The sequence below is a fragment of the Streptomyces sp. NPDC002809 genome (assembly GCF_040295435.1).
Lineage (GTDB): Bacteria > Actinomycetota > Actinomycetes > Streptomycetales > Streptomycetaceae > Streptomyces.
In genome coordinates this window covers 37,434-53,122 of record NZ_JBEOVJ010000058.1, presented here as the reverse complement: position 1 = coordinate 53,122, position 15,689 = coordinate 37,434, and the positions used below count along the sequence as shown (strand labels likewise).

Annotated in this window: 15 protein-coding genes; 10 read left to right on the top strand and 5 right to left on the bottom strand. The window is 70.7% G+C overall.

Features of this window, described 5'->3' with window-relative positions; genetic code table 11:
• Window positions 1-110 precede the first annotated feature (110 nt).
• Window positions 111-2,351 carry a transglycosylase domain-containing protein gene (locus ABT025_RS27935; protein WP_351000110.1) on the bottom strand — a complete coding sequence of 747 codons (2,241 nt, stop codon included), beginning with the start codon at window positions 2,349-2,351 and terminating at the stop codon, window positions 111-113.
• 386 nt (window positions 2,352-2,737) lie between these two features.
• Between ABT025_RS27935 and ABT025_RS27930 the strand changes: the two genes are divergently transcribed.
• Window positions 2,738-3,088, top strand: a complete 351-nt coding sequence (locus tag ABT025_RS27930; protein ID WP_018551136.1) for a WhiB family transcriptional regulator — start codon at window positions 2,738-2,740, stop codon at window positions 3,086-3,088.
• Between the two features lie 29 nt (window positions 3,089-3,117).
• On the opposite strand, the gene bagB is transcribed toward ABT025_RS27930, so the two are convergent.
• Window positions 3,118-4,584, bottom strand: coding sequence for an ATPase BagB (bagB, locus tag ABT025_RS27925; protein WP_351000107.1), 1,467 nt, complete (start codon window positions 4,582-4,584; stop codon window positions 3,118-3,120).
• Window positions 4,581-5,570: an ATPase BagA gene (gene bagA / locus ABT025_RS27920; protein ID WP_351000104.1), complete on the bottom strand. Its 990-nt coding sequence runs from the start codon at window positions 5,568-5,570 to the stop codon at window positions 4,581-4,583. Before bagA ends, bagB begins: the two co-directional genes overlap by 4 nt.
• An 82-nt stretch (window positions 5,571-5,652) precedes the next feature.
• Between bagA and sp36 the strand changes: the two genes are divergently transcribed.
• From sp36 to ABT025_RS27900, 4 genes are all read left to right on the top strand, one after another.
• Window positions 5,653-5,811 (top strand): Sp36 family protein, encoded by a 159-nt coding sequence (sp36, locus tag ABT025_RS27915; RefSeq protein ID WP_095874066.1) that lies wholly within the window; start codon window positions 5,653-5,655, stop codon window positions 5,809-5,811.
• Window positions 5,811-6,281, top strand: coding sequence for a RidA family protein (locus tag ABT025_RS27910; RefSeq protein WP_351000100.1), 471 nt, complete (start codon window positions 5,811-5,813; stop codon window positions 6,279-6,281). The genes sp36 and ABT025_RS27910 overlap by 1 nt, the downstream gene beginning before the upstream one ends.
• Before the next feature lie 148 nt (window positions 6,282-6,429).
• On the top strand, window positions 6,430-7,341 hold the full coding sequence (locus ABT025_RS27905) for an NUDIX hydrolase (RefSeq protein ID WP_351000097.1): 912 nt from the start codon (window positions 6,430-6,432) through the stop codon (window positions 7,339-7,341).
• Entirely contained in the window at window positions 7,338-8,168 is an 831-nt protein-coding gene (locus ABT025_RS27900) for an MBL fold metallo-hydrolase (RefSeq protein WP_351000094.1), read from the top strand. Before ABT025_RS27905 ends, ABT025_RS27900 begins: the two co-directional genes overlap by 4 nt.
• 78 nt (window positions 8,169-8,246) lie before the next feature.
• Here ABT025_RS27900 and ABT025_RS27895 read toward each other — a convergent pair whose 3' ends face one another.
• The gene (locus ABT025_RS27895; protein ID WP_123460131.1) at window positions 8,247-8,921 is read right to left on the bottom strand and encodes a Crp/Fnr family transcriptional regulator; all 675 of its coding nucleotides are present in this window, start codon (window positions 8,919-8,921) and stop codon (window positions 8,247-8,249) included.
• A gap of 773 nt (window positions 8,922-9,694) precedes the next feature.
• Between ABT025_RS27895 and ABT025_RS27890 the strand changes: the two genes are divergently transcribed.
• The 5 genes from ABT025_RS27890 (at window position 9,695) to ABT025_RS27870 (ending at window position 15,399) form a co-directional block, all read left to right on the top strand.
• Window positions 9,695-10,726: a DUF8832 domain-containing protein gene (locus ABT025_RS27890; RefSeq protein WP_351000090.1), complete on the top strand. Its 1,032-nt coding sequence runs from the start codon at window positions 9,695-9,697 to the stop codon at window positions 10,724-10,726.
• A 55-nt stretch (window positions 10,727-10,781) separates the two neighbouring features.
• Window positions 10,782-12,236, top strand: coding sequence for an MFS transporter (locus ABT025_RS27885; protein WP_351000087.1), 1,455 nt, complete (start codon window positions 10,782-10,784; stop codon window positions 12,234-12,236).
• 160 nt (window positions 12,237-12,396) lie between these two features.
• Window positions 12,397-13,239, top strand: a complete 843-nt coding sequence (gene nth / locus ABT025_RS27880) for an endonuclease III (protein ID WP_351000084.1) — start codon at window positions 12,397-12,399, stop codon at window positions 13,237-13,239.
• A 61-nt stretch (window positions 13,240-13,300) separates the two neighbouring features.
• A complete protein-coding gene (locus ABT025_RS27875) occupies window positions 13,301-14,104 on the top strand; it encodes an NUDIX hydrolase (RefSeq protein WP_351000081.1) in 804 nt (267 codons plus the stop codon).
• 89 nt (window positions 14,105-14,193) lie between these two features.
• Window positions 14,194-15,399 (top strand): MarP family serine protease, encoded by a 1,206-nt coding sequence (locus ABT025_RS27870; protein WP_351000078.1) that lies wholly within the window; start codon window positions 14,194-14,196, stop codon window positions 15,397-15,399.
• A gap of 45 nt (window positions 15,400-15,444) precedes the next feature.
• On the opposite strand, the gene ABT025_RS27865 is transcribed toward ABT025_RS27870, so the two are convergent.
• The gene (locus ABT025_RS27865; protein WP_351000076.1) at window positions 15,445-15,648 is read right to left on the bottom strand and encodes a hypothetical protein; all 204 of its coding nucleotides are present in this window, start codon (window positions 15,646-15,648) and stop codon (window positions 15,445-15,447) included.
• Between the last annotated feature and the right edge of the window lie 41 nt (window positions 15,649-15,689).

Here is a 15,689-nt window from a genome sequence, read left to right as displayed (position 1 = left end):
GCCGCGGCATCTACGCCTACCGGTCGATGTCCGGTACGTCGATGGCCACACCGCACGTCGCGGCCGGGGGCGCCCCACCTTCATGTCTGCCGTGTGCGGGGCCGGGCGGGTCAGGGGCCGTTGGTCCCGCCGTCGTTCTGGCCGCGGCCGTCGCCGTCGTTTCCGCCGATCAGGTCCGGCGAAATGCTGATGCCGGGGAACGGTGTGTCGTCGCCGGGCTTGTTGTCGCCCTCGCCCGGCTTGTTCTTGTCCTTGTTCTTGTCCTTGTCCTCCTTGGGCTTCGCCCGCGGTACGTCGACCGGGGTGAAGGCCGGGGTTTCGGAGGCGTTCAGGGAACCGGTCATCGCCGTCCGCCAGATCGGGCCGGGGAGACAGCCACCGCAGACGTCCTCGTAGTACTGGCCGCCGATGGTGATGTTGCTCATCGGGTCCTGCCGGGCGCCGTCGTTGCCGACCCAGACCGCTGTGGACAGGTTCGGCGTGTAGCCGACGAACCAGGCGTTCTTGCGCTCGTCGCTCGTACCGGTCTTGCCCGCGTTGTCACGGTCGCTGAGACCGGCGGCCTTTCCGGTGCCGTCCTCGACCACGCCCTTGAGCATCTGGTTGATGGTGTCGGCCGTGTGCTCGCTCATGGCAGTGCTGCACGTCGACTTCGGTACGGCGATCTGCTTTCCGTCCGGCTTGGTCACCGACAGGATGGCGACCGGGGTGCAGTAACTTCCGCGGTTGGCGAAGGTGGCGTACAACGCGGCCATCGCGAGCGGCGTCGACTCCTGGCCGCCGAGGGTGGTGGACGGGGCCTGCCGCAGCGGCTTGTTGTCGCCGCGGATGTAGCCGACCTTCTTGGCCATCGTGAGCGTCTCGCAGAGGCCGGCCTGCTCCTCGAGCTTCGCGAAGTAGGTGTTGACCGACTTGGCGAGCGCGCCGGTCATGTCGAAGGTGCCCTTCTCCGACTCGAGCTCGTTCTCCACCTCCCACGGGACGGTGTCCGCGGGCTGGTTCTCGCAGGTGCGGAAGGCGTCGGCGGGCAAGGTGATCCGGCGGTCCGTGGTGAAGCTCTGGGCCGGGCTGATCCCCTTCTCCAACGCGGCAGCCGCCGTGATCGGCTTGAAGGTCGATCCGACCTGGAAGCCGAAGTTGGTGCCGCCCATCTTGTGGTCGACGGAGAGGTTCATCATGGTCTGGTGCTTGGACGCGTCCAGCCCGTAGGGACGGGACTGCGCCATCGCCAGGATCTGACCGGTGCCGGGCTGGACCTGGACGACCGAGGCCGCGACCTTGTCGGTCTCGTTGACCCGTGAGGTCGCCGCTTCGTTGGAGGAGGCCTGGGAGCGCGGGTCCAGGGTCGTCTTGATGGTCAGTCCGCCGGTCGCCCAGAGCTTGGCCCGGTCCTTCGAGGTCTTGCCGAAGGCCGGGTCGCTCATGACGATCTGGTGGACGTAGTCGCAGAAGAAGCCCGATCCGCTGACCGCGGTGATGCAGCCGTTCTTCGGCCGCTTCACCTTCAGCTTGATCGGGGTCGCCTTGGCCTTGTCGGCCTCCTCCTGCGAGATGTCCCCGACGTCGGCCATCCGCTGGATCACGGTGTTGCGACGCTTGGTCGCCTCCTCCGTGTCGTTGACGGGGTCGTAGCGGCTGGGCGACTGCACGATGCCGGCCAGCATCGCGGCCTCCTCCAGCTTCAGGTCCTTCGCCGACTTGGAGAAGTACCGCTGGGAGGCCGCCTCGACGCCGTACGCCTGCTGACCGAAGAAGGTGATGTTGAGGTAGTTCTCCAGGATCTTCTTCTTGCCGAGCTCTTCCTCGACCTGGATCGCGTACTTCAGCTCCTGGACCTTGCGGCCGAGCGTCTGCTGGGTGGCCTGGGCGACCTTGGTCGGGTCGTCGCCGGCCTCCTCGACGAAGACGTTCTTCACGTACTGCTGGGTGAGAGTCGACGCGCCCTGCGCGGTCCCGCCCGCCTGTACGTTGCGGTTCATCGCACGCAGGATGCCCTTGAGGTCGACCGCGCCGTGCTCGTAGAAGCGGGCGTCCTCGATCGCGATGATCGCCTTCTGCATGTACGGGGAGATCTTCGTCAGTGGCACCACGGTGCGGTCCCGTGAGTACACCGTGGCGATCTGGCCGCCCTGGTTGTCCAGGATCGTGGTGCGCTGACTCAGCGGTGGAGTCTTCAGATTGGCCGGGATCTCGTCGAACCCGTCGACCGTTCCCTTGGCGGCGAGACCCAGTGCTCCGGCGGCCGGCAGCGCGATGCCCGCCAGGACCACTCCGGAGAGTGCGGCGACACCGAGGAACTTGGCGGCCTGCTGGGTCGTCGTGAGACCCCCGCCCGAGCGCTTCTTTGGCATGGGGGCAGCCTACGTTCTCATTCGCCGGACACACGTATATGCCTTGGCCTAAGCTGCTCTCAACTGTCACAGCAGTCCGGTTCCGTATCAACCCCCCTGCACTGCACGGCCACGAGTTCAGGCGCTCCCGAAATCGCCTCGTGTGTCATCGAACGTCCGTTGTGACTCAGGTGATCTGTCCCGATTCTGCGGGGATAGTCGCGCATGTCCTCGCATCACTCCCCTGGGTGATCTGCCGCATACGCATAGTCCGTTCGGGCCATTCAAGATTGGGCCCGAAGGGGGTGTTGTGCTGTCGCCACCTTCCGTAACGTCCTCAACTGGCAGCGGTGAATATGCCGCTGCCGCCGTGGGGGAGCCTCGATTCGGGAGAGGACGGCGCCGGGATGGGCTGGGTAACCGACTGGAGTGCGCAGGCAGCCTGCCGCACTACCGATCCGGATGAACTGTTCGTACAAGGGGCAGCGCAGAACAGAGCCAAGGCGGTGTGCACCGGATGTCCGGTGCGGACCGAGTGCCTGGCCGATGCGCTGGACAATCGCGTCGAATTCGGCGTGTGGGGCGGAATGACCGAGCGGGAGCGCCGCGCATTGCTGCGCCGGCGCCCGACGGTCACGTCCTGGCGCCGGCTGCTGGAGACCGCACGCAGCGAGTACGAGCGGTCCACGGGCATCCTGCCCGTGGCGATCGGGCTGGAGGACGACGAACTGCACGAGACGTTCGCCGCCGTGGGGTAGCCCGGGCGGCAGGACGGACGACGGGGTGACTACGCAGCTCCGGCCGAGGCGGAACCGGTCGCGAGCCGGTCCCCGATGGCTCGCAGCCCTGCGAGGTCATGGACATCTCCGGGCAGCGCGGCCACCGCGGTCACGGCCACCTCGGGATGCAGCGCGGTGAAGCGGTCGCGTGTGCGCTGTTCGCGCGCGACCACCTGCATCCGTTCGGCATGGAGGCGCAGCAGACCTGCCGTCAGCTGTTCGACAGTCACGGTGTCTTCGGTCGGGGCGTCTGCGGGTGCGGCGTCTGTGGTTACGGCGCCCGTACGGGCGTCGGCACGGACGTCCGGGATGTCGGCGGGCTCGTGCTCCGAGGCATGCTCGGACGGTTCGGGGGCGGCGGCTCCTGCGGGGTCCGGGGTCTGTGCGGAACCGGCCGCGGGGGATTCGGCGGGCTCACGAAGTCCAGCCTTCCCGGCGCCCTGATCCACAATGCCGTCGGCGTCAAGATTTTCTGCGGCGGCCAGCGCGCGCTCCGCCGAGAGCCGGGCGGCCTCACTGCCGTGGACCCGGTTGAGCACCAAGCCGGCCAGCGGCATGTCCTCCGCGGCCAGCCGCTCCACGAAATACGCCGCCTCGCGGAGCGCGTCCCGCTCCGGTGTCGCGACGACGAGGAACGCCGTGCCGGGTGCCTGGAGGAGTTTGTACGTGGCATCGGCGCGGGTGCGGAACCCGCCGAACATCGTGTCCATCGCGGCTACGAAGGTCTGCACGTCACGCAGGAACTGGCCGCCGAGCAGCTTGCCCAGCGTGCCGGTCATCATCGACATGCCCACGTTGAGGAACTTCATTCCGGCCCGGCCGCCCATTTTCGCCGGGGCCATCAACAGCTTGATGAACTTTCCGTCCAGGAACGAGCCCAGCCGCTTCGGGGCGTCCAGAAAGTCCAGTGCGGACCGCGACGGCGGGGTGTCGACGACGATCAGGTCCCACTCGTCGCGCGCCCGCAGCTGACCGAGCTTCTCCATCGCCATGTACTCCTGCGTGCCCGCGAAACCGGCCGACAGGGACTGGTAGAAGGGGTTCTCCAGGATCGCGCGGGCCCGGTCCCCGTCCGCGTGCGCCTCGACGATCTCGTCGAAGGTCCGCTTCATGTCGAGCATCATGGCGTGCAGTTCGCCCGAGCCCCGAGCCCCGACGCCCTTCACCCGGCGGGGGATGTTGTCCAGGGAGTCGATGCCCATGGACTGGGCGAGCCTGCGTGCCGGGTCGATGGTGAGGACGACGACCTTTCGACCGCGTTCGGCCGCGCGGACGCCGAGGGCCGCCGCGGTCGTCGTCTTGCCGACGCCGCCCGAGCCGCAGCACACGACGATCCGGATGTCCGGGTCGTCGAGCAGGGCGTCGGTGTCCAGGGCGGGGGCCGTGGCCGTACCCGTGTCCGCTTCGGTGTCGGTTTCCGTGCCTGCGCCGGTGTGCGCGCCTGTGGTGCTGCCGGTGTCCGCGGCCGCTGTCATGAACCCACCCCTTGTTCCGCCGCCCCTTCGCCCGCGCCCTGCTTGCGCAGCTCCATCGCCAGCTCGTACAGCCCGGCCGGGTCCACGCCCTCGCCGATCAGCGGAAGCTCGTACCCGGGCAGTCCGAGCTCCGCCAGTACGGCGCGCTGCTCACGCTCCAGCTCCACCCTCTGGGCATGCTCGGCCGCCTGCGCAACCAGGGGACGTACGAGTCCCGCGGAGCCCGTCACTCCCGCCCGGGTGAGCGTCTTGGCGATCTCCTTGCGCCGCCCGCCCGCGGCGGTGCGCAGCGCGTCCTCGTCCAGCAGGTGCGGGCGCACCATGTTCACGATGACCCGGCCCACCGGCAGTTCGGCGGCCTGCAGCTCCGCGATGCCGTCCGCGGTCTCCTGGACCGGCATCTCCTCCAGCAGGGTCACCAGATGCACCGCGGTCTCCGGGGACTTCAGCACCCGCATCACGGCCTGCGCCTGATTGTGTATCGGGCCGATCCGGGCCAGCCCCGCCACCTCGTCGTTCACGTTGAGGAAGCGGGTGATCCGGCCGGTCGGTGGGGCGTCCATGATCACGTAGTCGTAGACGAATCGGTTCCGCTTGTCCTTGCGGCGCACTGCCTCGCACGCCTTGCCCGTCAGCAGCACGTCCCGGACACCGGGCGCGATGGTGGTGGCGAAGTCGATCGCGCCGAGCTTCTTGAGTGCCCGGCCCGCGCTGCCGAGCTTGTAGAACATCTGGAGGTAGTCGAGGAGGGCGCGCTCGGCATCGATCGCGAGGGCGTACACCTCGCCGCCGCCCGGCGCGACGGCGATCTTGCGCTCCTCGTAGGGGAGGGAATCCACCTCGAAGAGCTGGGCGATGCCCTGTCTGCCCTCGACCTCGACGAGGAGGGTGCGCCTGCCCTCGGTCGCGAGGGCGAGCGCGAGGGCGGCGGCGACCGTGGTCTTACCGGTACCGCCCTTGCCGCTGACGACCTGGAACCTGCTCACGTATTCGAGCCTAACCAGTCGCGCCGCAGGCTACGCACGAGGCTGCGCGTGCCGGGGATTGCACAGGCATTACAGTCGGGCCATGACCAAGTGGGAATACGTGACCGTGCCTCTTCTCGTGCACGCGACCAAGCAGATTCTGGACACCTGGGGCGAGGACGGCTGGGAGCTGGTCCAGGTCGTTCCCGGCCCGAACAACCCCGAGCAGCTCGTGGCCTACCTGAAGCGGGAGAAGTCCTAGTGGCGGGCGCCGTCGAGGCGAAGCTCGCCGAACTCGGGCTGGCCCTGCCGGACGTCGTGCCGCCGCTCGCCGCGTACCAGCCGGCCGTGCAGTCCGGGGTGTACGTGTACACCTCGGGTCAGCTGCCGATGGTGGACGGCAAGCTCGCCGTCACCGGCAAGGTCGGCGCGGAGGTCACGCCCGACGAGGCGAAGGAACTGGCGAAGACCTGCGCGCTCAACGCGCTGGCCGCCGTGAAGTCGGTCGCGGGCGACCTGGACCGGATCGCACGCGTCGTGAAGGTCGTCGGCTTCGTCGCCTCGGCCACGGACTTCACCGGCCAGCCCGCCGTGATCAACGGCGCGAGCGAACTGCTCGGCGCGGTGCTCGGTGACAAGGGTGTGCACGCCCGCAGCGCCGTCGGTGTCGCGGTGCTGCCGCTGGACGCGCCGGTCGAGGTCGAGGTCCAGGTCGAGCTGACCGGAGCCTGAGCCGAAGCCGTACCGCTGCCGGGGCTCCGCCCCGGTTCCGCGAGGGTCCCGTCCGGTCGTCACGACCGGGCGGGATCACCTGTGTACAGGGCATGTACGGATCACCGTGCCCCTCGAACATCGGCGCGGTTCCGGATAGCCTCCGGCCATGTCCAATGGTCAGTGGTACCCACCGGAATGGCCCGACCGGATCCGGGCCCTCGCCGCAGGTGAACTGACGGCAGCCACTCCCAGGCGGGCAGCCACCGTGATGCTGCTCCGGGATGCCGCCGCGGGTACCGGGGGCGGGCCCGCGGTGCACATGCTGCGCCGGCGCACCTCGATGGCCTTTGCCGGAGGGGCGTACGCCTATCCGGGTGGCGGGGTCGACCCGCGCGACGACGACCGGCTCGTCGGCTGGGCCGGACCCGCGCTGGAGAGCTGGGCGCTGCGGCTCGGAGTCGGGACGCCGGCCGAGGCGCAGGCGATCGTCTGCGCCGCCGTCCGCGAGACGTACGAGGAGGCGGGCGTCCTGCTCGCAGGTCCGACCGCGGGCACGGTCGTCACGGACACCACCGGTGAGGACTGGGAGGCCGACCGCGAGGCACTGGTCGCGCGTGAGCTGTCGTTCGCGGAGTTCCTCGACCGGCGCGGACTGGTGCTGCGCTCGGACCTGCTCGGCGCGTGGGCGCGCTGGATCACTCCGGAGTTCGAACCGCGCCGCTACGACACGTGGTTCTTCGTCGCCGCGCTCCCGGCCGGCCAGCGCACCCGCAACGCCTCGACGGAGGCCGACCGCACGGTGTGGATCGGTCCGGGCGAGGCGGCCGACGGATACGACCGGGGCGAGCTGCTGATGATGCCGCCGACGGTCTCCACGCTGCGCACGCTCAGGCCGTACGCAACCGCCGCGCAGGCGCTGGAGGCGGCATCGGGCCAGGATCTGGCCCCCGTGCTCGCACAGGCCCGCCTGGAGGGTGGCGAGCTGGTGCTGAGCTGGCCGGGACACGACGAGTTCACCAAGCACATCCCCTCGGGCGGCACGAGCGGCACGAGTGGCACGAGCGGTGAACCGGCATGAGCGACGCGGCCGCGCTGCCCGGACAGCCCCGCGGCGGGGTGCTGTCCGGCCCTGCCACGACCCGGGCGGTCAACGTCCTCGCGCCGAACGCGTCTGCGATGACGCTGGACGGCACCAACACCTGGATCGTCGCCGAGCCCGACTCGGACCTCGCGGTGGTCATCGACCCGGGCCCCCTGGACGACGTCCACCTGCGGGCCGTCATCGACACGGCCGAGCGGGCGGGCCGCCGGATCGCGCTCACGCTCCTGACCCACGGCCACCCCGACCACGCGGAGAGTGCGGCGAGGTTCGCCGAGCTGACCCGTACGAAGGTCCGGGCCCTGGACCCGGAGCTCCGCCTCGGTGACGAGGGCCTGGGCACGGGGGACGTGATCACGACCGGCGGGCTGGAGATGTACGTGGTGCCCACTCCGGGCCACACCGCCGACTCGCTCTCCTTCCACCTGCCCGCCGACCGCGCGGTGCTGACGGGGGACACGATCCTCGGGCGCGGGACGACGCTGGTGGCGCACCCGGACGGCCGGCTGGGGGACTATCTCGACTCGTTGCGGCGGCTGCGCTCGCTCGCGGTCGACGACGGGGTGCACACGGTGCTGCCCGGACACGGCCCGGTGCTGGACGACGCGCAGGGCGCGGTCGAGTTCTACCTGGCCCACCGCGCGCACCGCCTGGCCCAGGTGGAGACGGCCGTGGAGGCCGGCTACCTGACGTCGTCCGAGGTCGTGGCACACGTGTACGCGGACGTGGACCGCTCCCTGTGGCCTGCGGCGGAGCTGTCGGTGCGGGCGCAGATGGAATACCTGACCGAGCACGGGCTGATCTGACGGCCCCGCCCCGGATACGTACGCGAGGGGCCCCGCCGGTGTCGGCGGGGCCCCTCGGGCGTTGCGTACGACGACGGGTCAGCGGGACCGCTTGGCCAGCCGCTCCACGTCCAGGAGGATCACCGCACGGGCCTCCAGCCGCAGCCAGCCGCGGCCGGCGAAGTCGGCGAGGGCCTTGTTGACCGTCTCGCGGGAGGCGCCGACCAGCTGGGCCAGCTCCTCCTGCGTCAGGTCGTGCACGACGTGGATGCCTTCCTCCGACTGGACGCCGAAGCGGCGCGACAGGTCGAGGAGGGCGCGGGCGACACGGCCCGGCACGTCGGAGAAGACCAGGTCGGACATCTGGTCGTTGGTCTTGCGCAGGCGCCGGGCGACGGCACGCAGCAGGGCCGTGGCCACCTCGGGGCGTACGTTCAGCCAGGGCTGAAGGTCGCCGTGGCCGAGGCCGAGGAGCTTGACCTCGGTCAGCGCGGTCGCGGTGGCGGTACGCGGGCCCGGGTCGAAGAGCGACAGCTCACCGATCAGTTCGCCGGGGCCGAGGACCGCCAGCATGTTCTCGCGCCCGTCGGGGGAGGTGCGGTGGAGCTTCACCTTGCCCTCGGTGACCACATAGAGGCGGTCGCCCGGGTCACCCTCGTGGAACAGCGCGTCGCCGCGCGCGAGGGTCACCTCACTCATCGAGGCGCGGAGCTCCGCGGCCTGCTCGTCATCGAGCGCCGCGAAAAGCGGGGCGCGCCGCAGAACGTCGTCCACGAGTTCTCTCCTTGTCGGCCTGTTCAGGGAACCGTGGTCCCCATCATGCCGGACGGTAAAACAGTGCGATCAATCACAAACCAGTTTGACGCACGCGCGTGCCGGAGCGTACGGCAGGGGGCCGATTGGGGGCGGATCGCCGGTGAGCGGCGTGGATGCCGGGGGTGGGCGCTGGGCCGGAAGGGTGACCGGAACGCCGGTGGGAGCGCAGGCCAAGGGGGCTGACGGGGTGTCGGCGGGTCGCGATTCCGCTGTGGGCGAACAGGTCGTCAAGGGTCGGCGAAGTGCGGCAAATGCCCCGTGGGGCGGGTGGGTGGCGCGGGGCGGCTGCCGCCGGGTGGAGGCCCTTCGGGGAGGGGTGGGGCTGTGTCGGTCCGGGGCGGACCGGCCGCGCCGTAATCGAAGCGGGGCGAGGGGTGAGGGGTGAGGGGGAGTGGGGGGCTGAGGGCTGATGGCCTGAGAGTCCGAGTGGTTGAGGGTCTGAGGGTCTGAGGGTCTGAGGGTCTGAGGGGTGAACGGGTCGCCCGGGGCGTGGGTGAGTGACCTCTGCGGTATACCCCCCATCGGTATGCTGATTTTGGGTTGCGCTTATACCCCTAGGGGGTATGTACTGCGTGTGTTGCCGCTCCGCCCGCCGGAACGAGGAGACCCCGCATGTCCGGATGCCGCGACGACAACAGCCCCCCGCCGGAGCCGGGCCGCGCGGGCTTCGCCCGTCCGGTTGCACCACTGAATCCGCAGCCTTCCCCCCTGAATCCGCCGAGGAGTCCGCCATGAACACCGCCCTGAAGATCACCGCCTTCACCGCAGGCCTCGCCGCCGTCTTCGGCACCTCGTACGGCATCGGCCACGCCACCGGCGGCACGTCCCCGAAGCCGTCCACCGCCACCCACGCGGGGCACACATCAGCAGCCGCGCCCTCGGATCCGGCTTCCCCGGACGGCGACGACGGAGCTGTGCCGGGCGGCGGCGGCCACCTGCCCGGTGGCCTGCAGATCTCCGAACGCGGCTACACGCTCAGCCTCAGCGATTCCTACGTCACCGCCGGCGCCCCCGTCGACCTGCGCTTCCGGATCCTCGGAGCGGACGGCAGACCCGTCACCGCCTACCAGCCCGCGCACGGAAAGGAGTTGCACCTCATCGTCGCCCCGCGAGACCTCTCCACCTTCCAGCACCTGCACCCCACCCGCGCCGCCGACGGCACCTGGCGCACCACTGCCGCCGTGCCCGCCGCAGGCGAGTACCGCGTCTTCGCCGACTTCACCCCGGCCGGCGCCTCGCAGGGCCTCACTCTCGGCGCCGACCTGCACGCGGCCGGCGACCTGCGTCCCGTGCCTCCGGCCGAGACGGGACGCACCGTCACCGTCGACGGCTACCGCGTCACCCTGACCGGCGACCTCGTCCCCGGCCGCTCCACGCGGCTCGGCCTCGCCGTCGCCAAGGACGGCAGGCCCGTCACCGACCTCCAGCCCTATCTCGGCGCATACGGCCACCTGGTCGCGCTGCGGGCCGGCGACCTCGCCTACCTGCACGTCCACCCGGACGGTGAGACGGGTGACGCCGGCACCGAGCCCGGCCCGGACATCACCTTCACCACCACCGCGCCGAGCCGGGGCGGCTACCGCCTCTTCCTGGACTTCCGGCACGGGGACGTGGTCCGCACCGCCGCCTTCACGGTCACCGCCGCCGACGGCCCGGCGAACGCGTCAGCCCCGGCCACCCCGGCCACTCCGGCCACCTCGTCGGCTCCGTCCGACCCGTCCGCCTCGGCGCCCGCGGAGCACGACGGCGACCACCAGCACTGAAGCGCGGCGCAGCCCCGATCCGCTTCCCCCTCTTCCGGCATAGGAGTGCACGGCCATGTCCGACCTCAACGCGCCACCCGCACCTGCGCCCGCACCCAGACGCTGGACGGCGCTCGCCCTGATCGCCCTCGCCCAGTTCATGGTGATCATGGACACCTCGATCATCGGCGTGGCCCTGCCCGAGATGCAGACGGCGCTCGGCTTCTCGCAGGAGAACCTGTCCTGGGTCTTCAACGCCTACGTCGTAGCCTTCGGCGGACTGCTGCTGCTCGGCGGCCGCCTCTCCGATCTGTTCGGCGCCAAGCGGCTGTTCGTGGCCGGCTGGGTGGTGCTGGCCGTCGGGTCGGCGGTCGCGGGGCCGGCCGGCGAGGCCTGGGCCGAACTGGTCGGCCGGGCAGTCCAGGGTGCCGGTTCCGCACTGATCGCACCCGCTGCGCTGACCCTTCTGATGACCCTGTTCGGCGGACGGCCCCAGGAACTCACCAAGGCATTCGCCCTGTACGGCGCGGCCGCGCCGGCCGGCGGCACCGCCGGTGTCTTCCTCGGCGGACTGATCACCCAGTACGCCGGCTGGCAGTGGGTCTTCTGGATCAACATCCCGGTCGCGCTCGGCGTCCTGCTCGCCACCCCCGGCGTGATGCCGGGCGGCGCCGCCCGTCGGGGATCGGTCGACTGGCTCGGGGCGGTCACCGTCACCCGCGGCCTGGCCCTCACCGTCTACGGCGTGGTCCGCGCTCCGGAGACCGGGTGGGGTTCGGCAGGCACGTGGCTCGTTCCGGCCGGCGGCCTGCTGCTGATCGGCGCGTTCGTCGCCATCCAGGCCAGGCGTCGCGAACCGTTGATGCGGCTCGGCATCTGGCGCAGCCCCGACCTGGCCGGCGCCAACCTCGCCCAGCTGCTGATGGCGGCCGCGTGGATCCCGATGTGGTTCTTCCTCAACCTCTACCTCCAGCAGGTGCTGGGACTCGAAGCGTTCGCCTCGGGCGCCGCGCTGCTGCCGATGACCGCCGCCATCATGCTGATGATGATCGTGCCGGCGCCCCGGCTGATCGCCCGCTTCGGGCCGAGGCCGCTGATCGTCACCGGTCTGCCGGCTCTGGCGGCCGGCATGGTCTGGCTCTCCTTCGTCCGGCCCGACGGCAGCTTCGTCGTGGATGTGCTGCCCGCCTCGCTGCTCGCCGCGGTCGGCATGTCGCTCGCCTTCATCCCCTCGCCGGGGACCGCGCTCGCCATCCCCGACCCGGCGGAGGGAGGCCTCGCCTCCGGCATCGTCAACACCAGCTACCAGGTCGGTTCGGCCCTCGGTCTCGCTGCGATGACCGCCGTCGCCGCCGCCAACGGTGCCGGCGAACCCGGCAACCCCCAGGCCCTCACCCACGGCTTCTCCGCGGCCTTCCTCGGCGCAGCCGCCCTCGCCCTCGCCGGGGCGCTCGCCTCCGCCCTCACCCTTCGCACCCCGGGCCGGGCCGCCGCCGCCCGTGTCGCCGGGGAACCCTCCTCCGTCGGCTGACCCCGGTGATCCTCAAGGACGCCGGCCCCGAACCCCGGGCCGGCGTCCTGACACATGCCGCCAGGACTTCAGGACCGCGGCCGGGCACGGGACAGTCCGACATCGTGACCGGCTCATGAACCGGCCCCGTGGGTTCGCCCCGTCGGCGTAGCCTTCGTGCATGGCAGAGAGCAAGGTCCGGAAGGCCGCGGTCGAACCGGCGGTGAAGGCGGCTGCGAAGCCGAAGAAGCCGAAGAAGCCGGAGTCTCACCTGGCGATGGTGCGGAGGGCGCGGAAGATCAACCGCGTCCTGGCGGAGACGTATCCGTACGCGCATCCTGAGCTGGACTTCGAGACGCCCTTCGAGCTGCTGGTGGCCACCGTGCTGTCGGCGCAGACGACGGACCTGCGGGTGAACCAGACGACGCCGGCGCTGTTCGCGAAGTACCCGACTCCGGAGGACATGGCGATGGCCGTCCCGGAGGAGATGGAAGAGATCATTCGGCCGACCGGCTTCTTCCGGGCCAAGACCAAGTCGCTCATAGGTCTCTCCGTCGCCCTACGGGACCGTTTCGGCGGCGAGGTTCCGGGGCGCCTGGCGGATCTCGTGACGCTGCCCGGGGTCGGCCGCAAGACCGCCAACGTCGTCCTCGGCAACGCCTTCGGCGTTCCGGGCATCACGGTCGACACGCACTTCGGCCGACTGGTCCGCCGCTGGAAGTGGACCGAGCAGGAGGATCCGGAGAAGGTCGAGGCCGAGATCGCGGCGATCTTCCCCAAGAGCGAGTGGACGATGCTCTCGCACCGCGTCGTCTTCCACGGCCGCCGCATCTGCCACGCCCGCAAGCCCGCCTGCGGCGCCTGTCCGGTCGCCCCGCTCTGTCCCTCGTACGGCGAGGGCGAGACCGACCCTGAGAAGGCCCGGAAGCTTCTGAAGTACGAGATGGGGGGCCGGCCGGGGCAGCGCCTGAGCCCGCCCGCGGACTACCCGGGCAGACCGGCCCCCGCCCTGGGCGAAGGCTGACACCGCAGGCCGCGCCGGAACGAAATGCGTGAGGACAGGCGTTGTGAAACGAGGGGTGCCTATGAAGACGCATGAACACAGCACGGACGCGGCTACCGCCGCAGCAGAGGCCGGGCCCGGCGCCGCCGCCGCGCAGGACGCGCGCAACACCGCGCGCACCACCACAGACGATGCCCGGGAAGCCGGCCGGGAAGACGCGGCGATCGACGTCACGACCGAGGGCCTGCCCGACTGGCTGGACCCTGTCGCCCGAGCGGCGCGGACCATCGAGCCGCAGCAGCTCAGCCGCTTCCTGCCGCCCGCGAGCGGTGCCGGACGGCAGTCCGCCGTGCTCGTCCTGTTCGGCGAAGGTGCACGCGGGCCGGAGCTGCTCCTGATGGAGCGCGCCGGCAGTCTGCGTTCCCACCCGGGCCAGCCCTCCTTCCCCGGCGGCTCCCTGGACCCCGCCGACGGCGACCAGGAGACGACAGGACCGCTGCGGGCCGCGCTGCGCGAGGCCGAGGAGGAGACCGGCCTCGATCCGCACGGGGTGCAGCTCTTCGGCGTGCTGCCCCGGCTCTACATCCCCGTGAGCAGCTTCGTGGTGACGCCCGTCCTCGGCTGGTGGCGTTCGCCCAGTCCGGTCGGGGTCGTCGATCCCGCCGAGACCGCCCGGGTCTTCACGGTTCCCGTGGCGGATCTCACGGATCCGGCCAACCGGGTGACCACGCGCCATCCCAGCGGCCACCGAGGCCCGGCATTTCTGGTCGAATCCGCACTCGTATGGGGGTTCACGGCAGGGGTGATCGACCGGATTCTGCACTTCGCGGGCTGGGAGCTCCCCTGGGACAGGGCCAAGCAGGTGCCGCTCGACTGGCGCGCATGACAGGCTGACTTCCGTGCTCCGCTGCTCCGGGCCTTCCCGGTCACGGGGAGACGTACGGGCCCGGTGACGAATCTGCGAGGCAATAGACGGTGAACGTGCTGGACATCCTGCTGCTGGCCGGCGCCGTGTGGTTCGCGGTCATCGGCTACCGCCAGGGGTTCGTCGTCGGCATTCTGTCGGTGATCGGGTTCCTCGGCGGCGGTCTCGTCGCCGTCTATCTGCTCCCCATCCTGTGGGACCAGGTGACGGACGGCTCGGAGGTCTCGTCGACCGCGGCCATCGTCGCGGTCGTCGTCGTGATCGTGTGCGCCTCGGTGGGCCAGGCCTTCACCACCCACCTGGGCAACAAACTCCGCCGGTACATCACGTGGTCGCCCGCGCGCGCTCTCGACGCGACGGGCGGCTCCCTCGTCAACGTCGTCGCGATGCTGCTGGTGGCCTGGCTGATCGGCTCCGCGCTGGCCGGTACGTCCCTGCCGACGCTGGGCAAGGAGGTCCGTAACTCCTCCGTCCTGCTCGGCATCTCCCGGGTGATGCCGCCCCAGGCCTCCACCTGGTTCACGGACTTCTCCTCGGTCCTCGCGCAGAACGGCTTCCCGCAGGTCTTCAGCCCGTTCGCCAACGAACCGATCACCGAGGTCAGGGCCCCCGACCCGGCCCTGGCCGGCAGCCCCGTCGCGGCCCGCGCCAAGCAGTCGATCGTCAAGGTCGTCGGTACGGCCCCGAGCTGCGGCAAGGTCCTCGAAGGCACCGGATTCGTCTTCTCCGACCGCCGTGTGATGACAAACGCCCACGTCGTCGGCGGCGTCGACGAGCCGACCGTGCAGATCGGCGGCCAGGGACGGCTGTACGACGCGAAGGTCGTCCTCTACGACTGGCGGCGCGACATCGCCGTACTCGACGTGCCGGACCTCGACGCGAAGCCGCTGCAGTTCACCGGTACCGACGACGACGCCGCGACCGGGAACAGCGCGATCGTCGCGGGCTTCCCGGAGAACGGCTCGTACGACGTACGCTCCGCGCGTGTCCGGGCCCGCATCGACGCGAACGGGCCCGACATCTACCACCGTGGCACCGTCCGCCGCGATGTCTACTCACTCTTCACGACGGTCCGGCAGGGCAACTCCGGCGGCCCGCTGCTGACGCCCGAAGGCAAGGTGTACGGAGTCGTCTTCGCCAAATCGCTCGACGACCCCGACACCGGTTACGCCCTCACGGCCGACGAGATCCGCCAGGACATCACCCAGGGACGCTCGGCCAACCAGCAGGTCGACAGTCAGGGGTGCGCGCTCTAGGAGCGTGGGCAGAAGGTCCCGCCTGCGAGGTGGCGGGGCTGCGGGTCATCCGCGCGGGTGGCGCAGCCGCGCCGAGACCCAGCGGGCCCGGCGGCGGAGGATGCGCGGAATGCCGAGCCGGGGATCATGCAGAACATGCATAGTGTGCACCCGGCCCTGGGGGCCGCCCCCCTCATGAGTGCCCGGAGCCGCCGTGGCGGTCGAGCGACGATTGCGTGCTGCGTCACCGAAGTCGTGCGTCCAGCCCATACCTCGACGTCTGCCCGTGACACATGGTCGGTAACCGCCCA